The sequence below is a fragment of the Desulfosarcina sp. genome, assembly GCF_046496365.1.
Lineage (GTDB): Bacteria > Desulfobacterota > Desulfobacteria > Desulfobacterales > Desulfosarcinaceae > Desulfosarcina.
Window position 1 is genome coordinate 1 of sequence record NZ_JAWOHB010000061.1, and the last position, 13,457, is coordinate 13,457.

At 57.8% G+C, this 13,457-nt stretch carries 11 protein-coding genes and 1 pseudogene; 1 reads left to right on the forward strand and 11 read right to left on the reverse strand.

Features of this window, described 5'->3' with window-relative positions; translation table 11 throughout:
• The 3 genes from R6V78_RS05170 to R6V78_RS05180 all read right to left on the reverse strand — a co-directional run.
• On the reverse strand, window positions 1-125 hold a 125-nt coding region (locus tag R6V78_RS05170), incomplete at its 3' end, for an undecaprenyl diphosphate synthase family protein (RefSeq protein ID WP_410288280.1).
• Window positions 126-455: 330 nt separating this feature from the next.
• Window positions 456-1,751 carry a hypothetical protein gene (locus tag R6V78_RS05175; protein WP_410288270.1) on the reverse strand — a complete coding sequence of 432 codons (1,296 nt, stop codon included), beginning with the start codon at window positions 1,749-1,751 and terminating at the stop codon, window positions 456-458.
• A gap of 246 nt (window positions 1,752-1,997) precedes the next feature.
• Window positions 1,998-5,423 (reverse strand): PAS domain-containing protein, encoded by a 3,426-nt coding sequence (locus R6V78_RS05180; RefSeq protein ID WP_410288271.1) that lies wholly within the window; start codon window positions 5,421-5,423, stop codon window positions 1,998-2,000.
• Between the two features lie 514 nt (window positions 5,424-5,937).
• Here R6V78_RS05180 and R6V78_RS05185 point away from each other — a divergent pair.
• Window positions 5,938-7,095: an epoxide hydrolase family protein gene (locus R6V78_RS05185; RefSeq protein ID WP_410288272.1), complete on the forward strand. Its 1,158-nt coding sequence runs from the start codon at window positions 5,938-5,940 to the stop codon at window positions 7,093-7,095.
• Window positions 7,096-7,183: 88 nt separating this feature from the next.
• Here R6V78_RS05185 and R6V78_RS05190 read toward each other — a convergent pair whose 3' ends face one another.
• From R6V78_RS05190 to R6V78_RS05225, 8 genes and pseudogenes are all read right to left on the reverse strand, one after another.
• On the reverse strand, window positions 7,184-7,720 hold the full coding sequence (locus R6V78_RS05190; RefSeq protein ID WP_410288273.1) for a (Fe-S)-binding protein: 537 nt from the start codon (window positions 7,718-7,720) through the stop codon (window positions 7,184-7,186).
• 93 nt (window positions 7,721-7,813) lie between these two features.
• A complete protein-coding gene (locus R6V78_RS05195; protein ID WP_410288274.1) occupies window positions 7,814-8,206 on the reverse strand; it encodes a thioredoxin family protein in 393 nt (130 codons plus the stop codon).
• A 23-nt stretch (window positions 8,207-8,229) separates the two neighbouring features.
• The gene (locus R6V78_RS05200; RefSeq protein ID WP_410288275.1) at window positions 8,230-9,597 is read right to left on the reverse strand and encodes an FAD-dependent oxidoreductase; all 1,368 of its coding nucleotides are present in this window, start codon (window positions 9,595-9,597) and stop codon (window positions 8,230-8,232) included.
• 37 nt (window positions 9,598-9,634) lie between these two features.
• Window positions 9,635-10,168 (reverse strand): annotated as a pseudogene (locus R6V78_RS05205) (OS_HP2 family (seleno)protein); the annotation flags it as partial.
• 14 nt (window positions 10,169-10,182) lie between these two features.
• The gene (locus R6V78_RS05210; protein ID WP_410288276.1) at window positions 10,183-10,440 is read right to left on the reverse strand and encodes a hypothetical protein; all 258 of its coding nucleotides are present in this window, start codon (window positions 10,438-10,440) and stop codon (window positions 10,183-10,185) included.
• A gap of 20 nt (window positions 10,441-10,460) precedes the next feature.
• Complete coding sequence (locus tag R6V78_RS05215) at window positions 10,461-11,171, reverse strand: cytochrome c biogenesis CcdA family protein (protein WP_410288277.1); 711 nt, start codon at window positions 11,169-11,171, stop codon at window positions 10,461-10,463.
• A 125-nt stretch (window positions 11,172-11,296) separates the two neighbouring features.
• On the reverse strand, window positions 11,297-12,679 hold the full coding sequence (locus tag R6V78_RS05220) for a permease (protein ID WP_410288278.1): 1,383 nt from the start codon (window positions 12,677-12,679) through the stop codon (window positions 11,297-11,299).
• A gap of 90 nt (window positions 12,680-12,769) precedes the next feature.
• On the reverse strand, window positions 12,770-13,117 hold the full coding sequence (locus tag R6V78_RS05225; RefSeq protein WP_410288279.1) for an ArsR/SmtB family transcription factor: 348 nt from the start codon (window positions 13,115-13,117) through the stop codon (window positions 12,770-12,772).
• Window positions 13,118-13,457 lie beyond the last annotated feature (340 nt).

Here is a 13,457-nt window from a genome sequence, read left to right on the forward strand (position 1 = left end):
CAGTAGGCGTCGCAGAAGTAGAACTCCGCGTACGCCGACTGCCACAGCAGGAACCCGGACGAGCGCACCTCGCCCGAGGTGCGGACCTGAAAAACAGCATAGTGAAAATTACATGTAACTTGCAAATTTCTTTATTGCAAGGCCGACATCATTCAATCCCATATCTTGTGGTCGGCCGTTTGAACCCGAAATACAGGGACCAAAACTAAGCTGAACCGCATCTCAGATATTGAATTTTAAAGATAGGTAGAGGGCATCGCACCAAATCGCACGACCCCGAAATCCGGTATACCTCAAAATAACCTGGGCCTCACACCACCCGCAGACAGCTGTCCACCAGACCTGAAAATTGACACGCAAAGTAAAGGCCTCAGCCAGGTATCCATCCGGCGGAGGCCCTGCTATTCCCTCAGTCTGGCGAATAAATCAGGCCATCCTGATGGTCCATGCTTACCTCAAACCTTCCGAATCATGGCGACGACGAAGAGAAACAGCAGGGCTACCGGATACATCAGGGCCACATAAGACCAGTTGCGCATGGCCCCCTTGAGGCTGGAAATGCCATAGCGGCCCTGCATGACCAGATGGGTTCCCGACATCGGGCCCGCGCAGGTGCCCAGTCCCCAGCCGAACAGTAAGGTAACCGCCAGCAGTTGCGGGTCCGGGTTGATCGGGGCGAGCAGCGGCACGACCACGGAGATGGTGATGATCGGATGGGCGCCGAACATGGAAGGGACGATCAACCCCGCCAGCAGCAATCCGGCCGCGGTCGCATCGAAGGCCGTGATCACCGGCAGGTTCAGATGCATGACCGTTGCCAGCGCATGCAGTCCGACGGCAAGCACACCGGCGCCAAGAAACAGGAGCAACTCCCCGACCATCATGGGCAGTCCCTGCTGCACGAAGTCGCTCAACTGCCGCCCGGTTTCGACCGCGCCGCGGGATATGAGCAGCACCCCACCGGTAACCGCCAGCGCCGACAGGGCGATGATGTCCAGGATCGACGTTCCGGGCAGCATGACGTGCCCCAGGCAGACGGCCACCGCCAGCAGGCAGGGCAGCCAGAGGCTGGCCACGGTCAGCGGGTAGCCCTCGAATTCGGTCAGCTCCTGCCGATAGCGAAAAATGGCTTCGATGAACACCAACAACAACCCTACGACGCTAAATGGCAGGCCGACCAGCATGACGAACAGCAGGTTGGTCTCGGCAACATAGGTGAGCACCACCGCCATGCCGGCGAAAAACGGCGACCAGGTTGGACAACCGGAAAATGCCCGGGTGATCGACTGGCAGGCAAAGGCGCTTAGACCGCGCTCTCGCGCCAGGCGATTGGCCACCAGCAGCATGGCCGAGATATTGATAAACCCGCCGAACACGGCGACACTGAGCAGGGTGCGTCCGAATGCGCCCGGTCCGCGCTGGGCCTTCGCCACGACCGCACCCCTGGCGATGGTGATCAGTTGCAGAAAACTGACGGCGGCGAGCATCGACAATAAGCCGGCATTACTGTCCAGCAGACGCAGCCATGGCACCTCGGCGCCGAGCGATAGCGCGGCAGCCAGAGCCGACACACCGATCAGCAGCAGAAACACGGTCTGCAGGAACTGGACTCTGGATACCCGGGATACCAGCAGCAAAGCAGCCGCCCAGGCGAACAGGCCGGACGGCCAGGAGGGCAGGGCCGGCGCCAGACCGTGCCCGATGGAGGCAGCAGTCATCAGGGCCACCAGGATCCCGGCCAGGCGGGTCATCGGATCAATGGCCGTTGCAGCGTCATTGTGAATCGGCGGTTCAAACGCAGAACCATGCCCGCCCGGCTGCGAACCGGGAGCCCGGCAAGCTTCTGATCGATTCCTGAACCATATATTGGCGGCCCATTTTTCGAGAAGGTAAGTTGATAGTATGATCGGTACCCGCCTGAAAAAGAACTGGCGATGGGGCTTGGATTGTATTGGGTCAGGATGCACCGCAGCAAGGCGGGCAAAGACTCAACGTGATTATGATCCCCACTTATCGAATGTGATGGTGAATACCGCACCTGCTTCACCTATGGCTTCCACCGTGGCCTTCAGCTGCCGGGCCAGCATCTGCACCAGCCGCAGACCCAAAGAGGGCGCCTGGCGCCAATCCAGGCCGTTCGGCAGGCCGACGCCGTCGTCCCCAACCTCCAACTGTACCCGACCTGCCCCGTTTTCACCAAGCCTTACCGTCACCCGGCCCGCCGACTTGCCCCTGAAGGCGTGCTTGAGCGTGTTGCTCACCAGTTCGTTCAGCATCAGTCCACAGGGCACCGCCTGGTTGACCGGCAAGTAAACCGGTTTCAGGTCCAAATCGAGTCGAATGCCCGAGGCCGCATCACCCTGGGACCGCCACAGGTAGCCCAGCAGGGTTTCGGTGTAGTCGGCGAACTCCACCCGTGCCAGGTCGTGCGACTGGTACAGTTTTTCGTGGACCATGGCCATGGAGCGCACCCGGTGAACCACGTCTTGAAAAATCATGCGCACAGCGGGATCTTGGACCTCGTTGGCCTGCAGGTCCACCAGGCTGGAGATCACCTGCATGTTGTTCTTTACCCGGTGGTGGATCTCCTTAAGCAAAACCACTTTTTCGGAAAGGCTGGCTTTGATTCGCTCCTCGCTATCGCGCAGGGTTTCTTCCGCCAGTTTGCGTTCGGTGATGTCCTGCACCGTACCGACAAAGTTTACGGCGCGCCGGTTTGCGCCGTCGCCCTCGAAAGTGGCGATTCCATGATCCTCCACCCAGCGCACCTGTCCGTCGGGGCGATTGATTCGGTACTCGGTAGCGTAGGGCTGAGGATTCTCTGGATTCAGGGCAGCTGCAATCTCGGCCCACAGCGCAGGCAAGTCCTCGGGGTGGACGATCTGCTTCAGGATCGCATCGTTGGGGCGGGCATAACCGCTCACACCGAAAATGGCCTTGTAACCTTCGTCCCACTGAGCGCCGCATGTGTTTGGATCGAACTGCCACCAACCGAGCTTGGCGGCATCCAGGGCAAGCTGTCGCTGTTCTGCGATTCGCTGGACCTCAGCCCTGGCGGCATCGCGTTCATCCTCGCGCAGCTTACGCTGAATCCAGGCGTAGAGTACAGGTGCGATGCGGTTTGCGAGTCGGTCGAGCGTGTCGCGGTCCGCGTCGGTGTAGCCGCCGTCCTTGTTGGCGATGTTCAGCAGACCGATGACATCGCCGTGGAACAGGATTGGCGTGGCCAGGTTGCTGTGGATGATCGGGTGACCGGGCGGAACGGGCGGAGCTTGGTTTGTGTACATCGACCGCTTTTCTTTCATCGCCCGCGCCCACAACCCCTTCCACTTTTCCGGGGGATAGTGGATGCACTTGCCTTCGATCTCGCAGGCGTCAAGCATCTTCGACAGGCTCGGGCAGTACAGATGGCCGGGTTCTGCGATGTAGCCGAACACGCCGTGCCGGCTGGCCGTTTCATCCTGCACGACCGCCAGTGCTTGGTCAAACAACGCGTCCCCCTCATATTCGACAAAGGCACGCAGGACGCGGTTGGCGAACACGGTTTCGCGGTGCTCCCGTTGCTCGTGCTCCTCGGCTTGTTTGCGTTCGGTGATGTCGCTGGCGACGCCGAACCATTCCACAACGTCACCCTTTGCGTCAAACAGTGGCACGGCACGCGAAAATATCCACCCCAATGTGCCGTCCGCCCGCCGCACCCGGTGTTCAAAATCAAATGTGCTTCTGCTCCGAATGGCTTCATCAATCGCGGCGGACACCTGCGGCTGATCATCTGGGTGAATGTATTCCTGAAGCCAATTACGGTTCGGTCCTTCGGTGTCGGCCAAAAACCCGCCGCCTTGAAGCTGGCGCATTTCGCGCCAATCCGAGCTCATGCGGTACAACACTTCCGAACTGGCCTCCACCAAGGTGCGGAAGCGCGCCTCATTGAGACGTAATGTCTCTTCCGCCAGCTTGCGTTCAGTGATGTCCATACCGTAGAGATTGATGTAGTCTTCATCCAGCGGCTGAATGGCAAAGAAGCTGAACGTACGGCCGTCCGGGAGCGTGATCTCGTTTTCCGCGGCATGGCCTTGCTCCCGAACACGCTCCAATACTGCCTTCAAGGGGGCGGGCAGGTGCCGGCCATTCCGCCCGCCCATCACGGACAGCATTTGGCGAGCTGGGGCGTTCGTGTACAAAAGGGTGCTGTCTACGGAGATCCGTAGAACCGGGTTGGGGTTCTCTTCGGGAAACTGCGACAATTGACGAAGCCTCAGTTCGGTGTTTTTCCGTTCGCTGATGTCGGTGTTGGTACCGCTGAGCAGCACCGGTCTTCCCGCCGCGTCGTGCTCAACCACCCGACCGCGGCCCAGAATCCACACCCACGACCCATCCTTCGCGCGCATCCGAAATTCGGTTGAATAGACGGAATCTATACCGGATTGCAGCTTCGACTGAATCAAATCCATGGTAGGCTGAAGGTCATCTGGATGGCACAGGCTTCTCCAACCGTCATAATCCATGGAAATTTCGTTATTGGCATAGCCCAACATCTCGTACCAGCGGGGGCTGTAATAGTTCTTGCCGGTAACCAGGTTCCATTCCCAAACCGCATCGGCCGTGGCGGACAAAGCCATGGAAAGCCTGCGTTCGCTGCGCCGCAGAGCCGCTTCGCCACACTTTTGTTCGGTGATGTCCTGGGTAATACCGAAGCCGCCAAGCAATTGGCCCTCACTGTCGAACTCCAGATATGCCTTCTCCCGCACCCATTTGACCTGGCCGCCCGCCACAATGCGGTGCGCGATGTCGTATGGTTCACCGCGAAGACCAGCCTGCCATTGCGCCTCCACATATTGGCGGTCTTTCGGGTGAACGATGGACAGGAAGAGCTCGTAGGTCAGCGGCGTCCCCTCGGGCACCCCGAAAATGCGGTGATTCTCGGCTGACCAGGATAGCACGTTCTTACGGGCATCCAGGCGCCACCAGCCGATTTTGCCCACGGCCTGGGCGCGGTCGAGATCCGCGCGACTCTGCCGCAGGGCATTCTCGGTCTTAATCTTGTCTGAAACATCCTTGAAAAAGACGGAAACGCCGTCGGGTGTTGGGAATGCCCGCACCTCGACCCATCTGTCGAATCCACTGTGATAAGATGTGAAGCTGACTGGCGTCCCTTCGGCCAGCACGCTCTCATATTGGCTGATGGATTTATAAGACTCTGGGTCGGGATAGACCTCCCGGACATTCTTTCCGAGCAGGTCCTCGCGACGCGCAGCCTGAAGACGCTCAGCATGTTGGTTTACGTATGTGTAGCGCAAGCTGGAATCGAAGCTGACAAAGGCGTCTGGCATACTCTCCAGCACCATTCTTAGATGACGCTCGCTGTCGCGCAGCGCTTCATCAGCCTGTTTGCCCTCGGTGATATGTGGGGACGGATCGGTCAAGGTTCCTCCAGTATGAGCTTTTCGACGGTGCTGAAAACGGCCTTTAGACTGCCTTTTCACATCGGACCATCCGGTCACGTGTGCTGGGTTGAGGGGCGTGGCCGCGCAATAGGTTTTGGACACCTCGTCTGTGAGGATCAGGAGGTTTGCGTTCCTGCCACAGTCGTCTCGAAAGTAATAAGGATTCGGTAGTTGGTTCGACTTGAGCGTAACATGGAAAGGGATAAAAATGAACATCGATTGGATAAATGTACCTGTTTGGCGGGAAAACAGGCCCCTTAAAAAATAGGATTGCTTCGGGACCAGCAGACATCAGTTGAATGCTGTGTCGTGTGATTTGGAGTCGAAATTTAAATCAACATAAAAGCTGGGCTCGTTCTGAGTTCGTCCTTGACACTTAAAATTTGTACCACTTATACTACAAGTGATTTCAAGCATTTTAGATGCGTCCATCGCTTGGAATTAGCCGTGATGTGCATACAAATGTGCAATCGCACACACCTGAAGCGTGGCCATGCCAATTAACGATATACAACCTTTCCAGCTCTCCGTAGCCGATTCGGTTTTAGATGACCTAAGGCAGCGTTTAATGCGCACACGGCTCCCTGACGAACCACCGCTGGCCCCCTGGTCCACGGGAACAAGCGTCGCGTACCTCAAACAGCTGCTTGACTACTGGCGAGAAGGCTTCGACTGGCGCACGCAGGAGGCGAAGCTTAATGCCATTCGCCAGTTCACAGTACCGCTTGCCGGTATCAACCTTCATTTTATCCATGAGAAGGGCAAGGGCCCAGATCCAATGCCGCTTCTGCTATCTCACGGATGGCCGGGCTCGGTGATGGAGTTTTACAAAGTGATACCCATGCTCACCGACCCAGCTCGCTTCGGAGGAGACCCTGCTGATGCGTTCACTGTAGTCGCTCCTTCACTGCCGGGCTATGTGTTTTCTTTCAAGGCAGGACAGAAGCGCTTCGGCATCGAGGAGATCGCCGAGGTATTTGCCTCGCTGATGACTGACGTGTTGGGGTACTCGCGCTTTGGCGCTCAAGGCGGCGATTGGGGTGCTTTTCTCACCTCCCGACTGGGTTTTGCTTTTCCTGAGATCCTCATTGGCATTCACCTCAATCTGCTTGCGGTGCGTCGCGACCAAAAGATGATGGCTGATCCTACGCCTGAAGAGAAGGCGTTTCTGGAGCAGCTTAACCATTTCCTTAAAGAGGAGACCGGCTATCAGTGGATCCAAGGAACAAAGCCGACGACGCTTGCCTTTGCCCTTACCGACTCTCCGGCCGGCCTTGCCGCATGGCTGGTGGAAAAATTCCGAACATGGACCGACTGCGATGGCGACCCTGAGACCGCTCTCACACGAGACGAAATGCTCACAAACATCACGTTGTATTGGATAACTGGCGCCATCGGTTCATCATTCTGGCCCTACTATGCCCGGATGCACGGACCGTGGCCAATTCCGAAAGGTCAAACAATCGACGTGCCTATGGGCTATGTGGAGTTCCCCAAGGAGATCCTGCGTCCCCCGCGATCAGTGGCTGAACGCATGTATACCGATATCCGGCGGTGGACAGCGATGCATAAAGGTGGCCATTTCGCAGCGCTCGAGCAACCGGAGGCTTTGGTTGAGGAAATACGGACCTTCTTCCGGCATTTGCGTTGAAAAGGACAAACGCATACTCGCGATGGACACTTTCGGAAGAGGGGATATCGTTTTTCTTCTCGATGGGCTTTTTAATGAACCCGGCGCACTACCACGGTATGCCATCCACGCCCACGGCAAAGGGCTGCATGTATGCATCCAGGTCCGCTTTGGCCGCCGGAGTCAACGTCGGGCAATCGTCGCCGCCCTTAATGCCCTCGGCCACGCGGGTGGCGAATACCATGCAGGTTGGCTCGCCGCACTCGCGGCAATTCGTTTTTGGCAGGCATTTTAATATCCGGATCACCTGAGGCCGTGGCATACCTTCGTATCGCGGCGTAATGGCCTGGCGGCTTTCCCAAACCCGGTTGATCTCACGCTTCATCCATTCTACGATCTTTCGCGCCTCTTCCTCGTTCTTGTTCGCGTTAACGGCAATCTTGCGACCGTGAACCGTCAGCAGCTTGCCATGCAGTTTGAACGTAACCGACGGTGGGTCCTTGATATATTCAGAACCACCCAACTCGGCGTTCAAATAGGGCAGCGCCTCGGAAACATCCTGGTCCAGGTGGGCAAAGCACTGGACGCTCATGGCGCCGGGCATGCATGTGTTGTTAAAAATTTCAATTCGATAGGATCGGAGCAACAATTCAGGCCTCCTGCCAAAGGTAAGCCGTTTATGGCTTCGAAAAGAACTGCGAACGTTTATTAACCCATTTCCCGTTGGGATCCCAACCAGCTAAGGCGCAACCCCCAGCCGCGTCAGGGTCTTTACGATATCGTCTTCGGACATGAAGCCCACATGGCGCAGCACCTCCTTGCCGGTGGTATCATAAAAGATTTGCGTTGGAATCGCCCGGATGCCGAACCGTTTGACCTGCTCCTGATGTTCCCAGACGTCGATGAAAACAATGGCCGCCTTGCCGGCGTACTTTTTCTCCATCTTTTCCATGATGGGCGCCATCATCTTGCAGGGGATGCACGACTTGGCCCCCAGATCGATCATGGTCACCATGCCCGGAACCGGCAATTTCAACAAGCTCTCCGGCGTGGCATCGGTGGCGTACACGGGTGACACCGCTTGGCATGTCAGCAGCACCCCAAATAAAAGCAGCAATCTCGATCTTGTCATCAACATTTCTTTCATTGTTGCAATCATTTGAACGTAGCACCCCTGTTGAGGTTCATCCACTGCATGGCCGCCATTTGAACCGGGTCCCAGGGAGACGACAGCGGCGGCGTATAGGAGAGATCCAGGTCACAGAGTTCCTTCACGGCCATGCCGTGATACAGCGCGGTGGCGACGATGTCGACCCGCTTGGAAACCTCCGATTCCCGGTGGCCGACCAGTTGGGCTCCGAGCAGACGGCCGGAGGCGCGATCCCCGGTCAGGCGGATGTGCAGGGCCGTTGCGCCTGGATAGTACACCTTATGATCCCAGGAGGTCAGCGGTGCGGTCAGCGCATCAAGCCCGACTTCGGCCGCTTCGATCTCCCGCAGACCCGTTCTCGCCGCCACCCGGTCGAGGACCTTGACCACCTGGGTCCCCAGACTGCCCTGGAATTCGCAAGCTCCGCCCAGCATATTCTCTCCGGCCACCCGGCCCTGCTTGTGGGCCGTGGTGCCCAACGGCATGTAAACATGGCGTTCGAGAATACGGTGCCACGTCTGGACGCAGTCTCCGGCCGCCCAGATATCCGCCGTTTGCGTGGCCATGTGCCTGTCCACCAGGATGGCCTTTCCGGCCCCAAGGCCGATGCCGGCGGATTGGGCGAGCTGCGTGGCGGGTCTGGCTCCGGCAGCCACCAGCACCATGTCCGCCGCTACAGTGTCGCCGGCAGCCGCATGCACCGACAGTTCATTTCCATTTCGCGAGATCCGCTGAACCGCCTGCCCCGTGATTACCCGCACCCCCTTGGCGTGAAGCTCGGCCCTGATCAGTGCGCCAAGTTCCGGGTCCAGTGTGGTCAACACCTCGGGGGCGAATTCCAGCAGGGTGACCGTCATTCCTTTGTGGGTCAGGGCGTCGGCCATTTCCAGTCCGATGTAACCGCCGCCGATGATCACGGCCCGTTTGGGGCTTTCCTGATCCATGAACCCTTTGACTGCGAAGCTGTCATCCATCCAGCGCAGGAAAAATACACCGGGATTTTCAAGGCCTTCGAAGGGCGGTTTGGCCGATTCCGCACCAGTGGCGATCAGCAGCTTGCCGTAACCGATCCGGCGATTGTTTCCATCGGACGAACGAACCTGCACCTGCCTGGCCTGCGGATCGATGGCCAGCGCCCTGTGATCGAGCAACAGATCGATGCCGTGCCGTGTGATCTCTTCCGCGGTGCGGTGGGCCAGGGTGCGCCAGTCAGCCACTTCCCCGCTCAGGTAAAACGGCAGCCCGCAGATGCTGAAGTTGGGGTAAGCATCGGCGGCCATCACGGTGACCGCCGCCTTCGGGTCGATTTCCTTTATGCGCAAGGCCGCGCTGACGCCGGCGTCGCTGCCGCCGATGATTAAGAAACGGCTCATTTCAGGTTTCTCCTAATAAGCACGATTTGAAGTTCCAGATGAACTCGCCGCTTTTGGCTTCGACTCGGGAGATCGTGAAGGGCAGGTCCTTTCTTGGGATGATTTCCACCGCGGCGAGTAACAGCTGATCGGCCGGGCCTGCCAGACACACCCGTTCGGGACTGATTTCGGCGAATTTTTCCACCATGCCGGTGACGGCCACTTGCAACCATGGCCAGTTGGGATCGTTGGTTTGAATCCGCACACTTTCACGGACCTTCTGTCCGCCATACCCGCTGGTTTTGAATTGGACCTGAATGCGGCCCTCCTGCCCGGGAGGGACCTGCCGCGCACTGGTCGCGGCCGTACAGCCTCAACCGCAATCGATCTTGATAATCTCCAGGGGGGCGTCGCCCAGGTTTTGAAGGATGAATTCATGAACGACCTGGGTTCCTTCCACCACCGGAGCGAATTCATGAACGCTTTGCGGAAGACATGCCGACGGACCCGGCGGGGATTGATCCGCCAGGCACCCAAAGGGTGCCCATACAAGGCTCAGGGCGATGATCCAGGACAGCGATTTGCCTGCCATTGCTCCTCCTTTTTTCAATTGTTTGACCCTTCCGGGGGCAAGCCGGCGAGCAATGGATCGATGCCGGCCGGAATGCCGCCGCTGCCTCTGTACGTGGTCATTTCCTTCCCGGGTTGCGTCACGATGCAGGTCGGCGTGCTTTTGACCCCAAACCGATGAATCAGGGCGATGCCGCCGGATCGCCACTGGTTGGTTCCCGAAGCGACCAAACCGGCAATGATGATCAACAGGGGAACCTGCCACAAGGCCTGTCGCAATCTTTCCAGAATCATCGTTTCGCCTTCCGATGGAATCATATGCCGCCGACAAACGGTCCGCTTATGAAATAAACGCCCAACAGCGCAATCACCACGCCCGCACCCCGCCGAAACCACTGCCCCGCGCCCTGCCAGGCGCCGCTCTCCGTCAGCCGCCGCACCATGGCCGTGGAACTGCCGGCCAAGGCGATGGGCAGGCAGTGGCCCACGGCAAAAAGGATCATCATCACCGAGCCGGCCACGATCTTCTGCTGCACGGTGACAATGGCCAGGATCGGCGCGATAAACCCGAAGGTGCAGGACCCGGAAAGAATGCCGTAGGCCAGTCCAAGGCCGAAAGCGCCATGGATGCCGCGCAGGTTGAGCCGGTAGAGCAGCGAGCCGGACATGGAGCAGGCCTGCACGCCCAGCATGCCCAGGGCCACCCAGATCAGCACGATGCCCACCAGCACCTGCCACCAGGTGCCCACGTCGCCGAGCATGCGGCCCAGCATCGCACAGACGATGCCCACCACGGCGATGGTGATGAACAGGCCGATGGAGAACGCGCCGGCATACCAGGCGGCCCGGCGCGGGTTTACAGCGGTCTGCTGGCCGCCCACGTAGGCCACGATCAGCGGGATCGAGGCCAGGTGGCAGGGCGAAAACAGCACACTGACCATGCCCCAGGCAAAGGCCCCGGCAAAGGCGATCGCCGATCCGGCAGTCATCCATTGGTTCACTTCAAGGAAAAATTGGTCGAACATATCGTTTCCGGCTCCTTGTCTAAGTACATCCGTGTTGCCAGCCGTTGTTCTCAGTTGCCTGCTGAATCTTAGTAATGATTGGATCGACCCAACGAAAGCCGAATGTTGTGGCATGTTTCTGACGTTTAAAAGAAATGTCCGAAAATCATGCCGCTGATCGTGGCCATGACCACCACCAGGGTGACAAAGGCCACGGTTTTCTTCGTTCCCAAGACGCTGCGAATCACCAGCATGTTGGGCAGGCTCAAGGCAGGTCCGGCCAGCAGCAGGGCCAAAGCAGGCCCTTTGCCCATGCCCGCGCCGATGAGCCCCTGCAGGATGGGCACTTCGGTGAGCGTGGCAAAGTACATGAAGGCGCCCACCACCGAGGCGAACAGGTTGGCCCACAGGGAATTCCCCCCCACCAGGCCGCTGATCCAGGCCGATGGGATCAGCCCCTCGGCACCGGGTCGGCCCAGCAGCAACCCTGCCACCAGAACACCGGCCAGCAACAGGGGCATGATCTGTTTGGAAAAATCCCAGGAGGCCATGAACCAGGATTCGGTTTCGCCGCGGGTGGTGGTCAGAAGGGAGACGAAGGCGATCAGGCCGATGGAAAAGGCGATCAAGGGATACTGCGGCAGGGCCAGGGCCGGAATCAAAACGGCAGCTGCGGCGATTGCCAATTTGTAGACCTTGACCTGCATCCAGCGAACCATCAGCACACCCAGCAGCAGTGCAAATCCGCCGGTCAGCAGCCATTTGACGGCAAACACGGCCGACCAGAACCCGCCGGCCTGCTCCGGACGGCTCCAGGTGGCGGAGACGAGCAGTCCAATCATGGCGGCAAACAGAAGGGTGGTCTGCCACAAGGGCCGCTCGACATCGGGCACAGGCATGTGTATGGCTGCGACCGCCTTGGCCTGCTCCTCCTTTCTGAACAGGAGGTGCATGAACAATCCGATCACTACACTGAAGAGGATCGCGCCCACGGCACGCGCGGCGCCGATTTCCGGCCCAAGGATCCGGGCGGTGAGGATAATGGCCAATACGTTGATGGCCGGGCCCGAGTAGAGGAAGGCGATGGCCGGGCCCAAACCCGCCCCCCGCTTCCAGATCCCGGCAAACAGCGGCAGTACCGTGCATGAACACACGGCCAGAACCGACCCGGAGACACTGGCAACGCCGTAGGAGAGCACCTTGCTGGCGCCGGCACCCAGGTATTTCATCACCGATCCCTGGGAAACGAAGACCGCCACCGCGCCGGCAATAAAAAAGGCCGGCACCAGACAGAGCAGCACATGTTCCTGGGCGTACCACTTGGCCAGGGCCAGGGACTCAATCACCGCATTCGAGAATCGGGTGCTGTCGATCGGCAGGAAGAAAAAGATCAGAAACCCGCCGACGATCCAGGCGAGAGGTTTCCAGATGGCTTTCCAATCGATCAGGCTGGGTTCCTCCGGTACAGATGTATCGGGAGCATTGCCCGTCACATTCCCGTCTTCGGTTAACGCAAGTGTTTCGTTCATCGCTGCCGGTTCCTTTTTCCTGTTACGGTCGTGGCGGTTGTCCTCGGTCCGTTATATCGAAATTTATGCATATAATAAGATCAAAAAAAATCAGTCCCGATTCATAATTTCGAATCGGTCAATTTCATTGATACCTTCCATTACAGCAGCAATTTGGGCATCTTCGTACAACCAATGACGCAGACTGCCCAGCAAAGACGCGGCATACGGGCTTTGCTGGCCGCCTGCGAGCATGTAATTTACCCACAGCCCATCTTTATGTGACGCCACCAGCCCTGCGTCTTCCAATATTTTTAAATGTTTGCTTGTCGTTGACTGAGCCGCCCCAATCGCGGTCTGCAGTTCACAGACGCACATGGTACGCTTCTCCAAAATTTTTAGAATCTTGACCCGGGTGGGATCGGAAAGCGCCTTCATGACGCGGATAAATTCCTTCATCGTATCCTCCATATCGTTATATCGAAATATATGAAGAAGAACAATCAATGTCAATCACTATTTTTCCAAAAAAGTTTACCTGTCTACCTTCCGTCGTTAAATTGGAGATACGTTCGAAGTCTGCAATAAGGAAAGAATTGATATCATGCACAATCTTGTCAGCTATTGCTTCCGATATTCTGAAGAGGACCTTCGAAAAGATTACGCGGAAAATGGTAAATCATCGATTCTGGAGAGAATCAAGGCGGAAAAAAAATTCGGAAATTGTCATTGTAATAAAAAACCCAACTGGTAAATGATGTTTAGCTGATGTCCACTAGGTGGTGGCCATGTTTACAGG

Excerpts from the sequence above, each read along its gene's own strand:
- R6V78_RS05175 (WP_410288270.1), bottom strand. The coding sequence starts at position 1,751 with ATGACCCGCCTGGCCGGGATCCTGGTGGCCCTGATGACTGCTGCCTCC.
- R6V78_RS05185 (WP_410288272.1), top strand. The coding sequence starts at position 5,938 with ATGCCAATTAACGATATACAACCTTTCCAGCTCTCCGTAGCCGATTCG.
- R6V78_RS05195 (WP_410288274.1), bottom strand. The coding sequence starts at position 8,206 with ATGACAAGATCGAGATTGCTGCTTTTATTTGGGGTGCTGCTGACATGC.
- R6V78_RS05200 (WP_410288275.1), bottom strand. The coding sequence starts at position 9,597 with ATGAGCCGTTTCTTAATCATCGGCGGCAGCGACGCCGGCGTCAGCGCG.
- R6V78_RS05210 (WP_410288276.1), bottom strand. The coding sequence starts at position 10,440 with ATGATTCTGGAAAGATTGCGACAGGCCTTGTGGCAGGTTCCCCTGTTG.
- R6V78_RS05215 (WP_410288277.1), bottom strand. The coding sequence starts at position 11,171 with ATGTTCGACCAATTTTTCCTTGAAGTGAACCAATGGATGACTGCCGGA.
- R6V78_RS05220 (WP_410288278.1), bottom strand. The coding sequence starts at position 12,679 with ATGAACGAAACACTTGCGTTAACCGAAGACGGGAATGTGACGGGCAAT.
- R6V78_RS05225 (WP_410288279.1), bottom strand. The coding sequence starts at position 13,117 with ATGAAGGAATTTATCCGCGTCATGAAGGCGCTTTCCGATCCCACCCGG.